Here is a 1,975-nt window from a genome sequence, read left to right as displayed (position 1 = left end):
GATCTCTCCCCCACATTTCTATGGAAAAACCTCTAAACAAAACTGTTTAGCCCGTCAATGGTTAATACATTAATATCCCCATAAATATAAAAGATAAATTTGCTCAACCATATCCCCTTGCATTCATAGAGTGAACCTTTAAAGAACGCCTTATCTATAAGTTTTGAAGGTTTTGAGTATTTTGAGAAACCTTCAAAACCTATCTATAAAATGCGTGGTAAAATGTATCAAAACACTCATTCTGATATCTTAAAGCACATGCTTCATTTGTCTTTTTTCCATAAAATAAACAGCAAATTTCACTACTTTGCTGATCTTATCCTATGCCATGGGCTGTGGATAAACCGCATTTAAAAAACTTTTTGAAAAAAATTTATCCGCTTTTAAATGACTTTACCTCACCTGATACTCGCTATTTATCCTAAATAGATTTAATTGACGTCATTATTAAAGCATTAAAAGATTTTGCTGATATCAAAGCAGGTACCTTAGGCGGCTTTATTGAAAAGGAAGATAACCTCTCTCATGAGGGCAATTGCTGGGACTATGATGAGGCTCTTGTGTTTAAAAATGGTCACGTTTATGAAAATGCAAGGGTTTATGGCAATGCTAGGGTTTATGAAAATGCCAATATTCATGGCATTGCTGTTATTCGTGAAAATGTCGGCGAGTCTACTAAAATAAAAACCTATACTGAACGTCTCTCTCCTTATGGTGAATTAGAGATTGTCTGGGTCTAATCAATAAAGCGGTGTAAATGAAAGTACAGGCGTGGCGGGGGCGCTCCTCTTTCAAATTTTCCTATTCCAAATTTTAGCAAACGTTTATCATATTAGATTGTGAGGGTATCTTTATGTGCAAAAAATACCAATTAACAAATGAAATCAAACAAATTAAAGATAGAATTACTAAGAAAATTACAAACCTTTATCGCATTAAAGCTTTAAAAGACTTTGATGATGTCAAAGTAGGTGATCTGGGAGGCTATATCGAAAAGGAAAGTAACTTATCCCATGATGGCAATTTCTGGGTGTATGATAATGCGTGGGTTTATGGCAATGCCAAGATTTCCTATCATGACAAGGTCTGGGGTAAAGCCTATGGCAATGCAAAATTAAACAGTCAAAGTAAGTGTCGTTCCAAAAAAATGTAAGGTTTATGAAAACGATAATGTTGTCAATATAACTGATAAAACAGAATAAAAATAGATATGGGGGGCGTGCCTTTTTATGGTGTATAAACGCATATAAAATGCATTGCTATAAACATATCATAAAAGAGAGAGTAAAATAAAAGAAAGCCGTGCCAAGTGATATGACGCGGCTTTCAAATAGCGTTTCTTATTGATTAAAATGAATCATCCACAATGGAGTAATGAGTGCATATATACAAAACGTATCATATTGCAAGTGCTCTATGAGAGATATGAAAACTTATCAAAAGAAACGTAAACGATGCGTATGATCTTTAATCACTCGTTGGAATTACAGAGCCTATAACGCTTGTTATGGCTATCAAACAAATTACTCAACATGGCAAAATTGTATGGTATGTACGTATTGGTCACGGCAAACGCATTAGAATACGCGGTACCTATGGAACGCAAGAGTTTGTTGATAACTACAAAAGCGCACTTGCCGAGTTACAAGGACTTATACTTCCTAAATCAAAAACCGGTAAACTTGTTGAAGGTTCATTTGCATGGCTGCTTAAACAATACTTTAACAGCTCTAATTGGCATAGCTACTCTAATACTACAAAGAAACAAAAAGAATACATTCTTATGAAGATATGCGACTCCATAGGAAATATTCCATACCAAGCAATTGAAAAGAAACATATCATAGCCGGTGTTGAACGGCGCAAAGAAACACCAGCAATGGCTAGAAACTTTCTGAAAGCCCTTAATGGACTTTTTAATTGGGCAATTGATCAAGGTCTTTTGGAAAATAATCCAACTTTAGGCGTCAAAAAA

1 protein-coding gene and 2 pseudogenes are annotated in these 1,975 nt (G+C 34.8%); all 3 read left to right on the top strand.

What is annotated here, in order from left to right:
- Positions 1–446 precede the first annotated feature (446 nt).
- Positions 447–740 (top strand): annotated as a pseudogene (locus tag ACFIKX_RS08510) (hypothetical protein); the annotation flags it as partial.
- A 113-nt stretch (positions 741–853) separates the two neighbouring features.
- Positions 854–1,129, top strand: a pseudogene (locus ACFIKX_RS08505) (hypothetical protein); the annotation flags it as partial.
- Between the two features lie 378 nt (positions 1,130–1,507).
- Positions 1,508–1,975: phage integrase central domain-containing protein (locus tag ACFIKX_RS08500; protein ID WP_404977331.1), on the top strand; the 468-nt coding region annotated here is incomplete at its 3' end.

The sequence above is a fragment of the Bartonella sp. CM86QHHN genome, assembly GCF_042194695.1.
GTDB lineage: Bacteria > Pseudomonadota > Alphaproteobacteria > Rhizobiales > Rhizobiaceae > Bartonella.
Note: the sequence above shows the minus strand (reverse complement) of the source record. Positions and strands in the feature narration are given on the sequence as shown.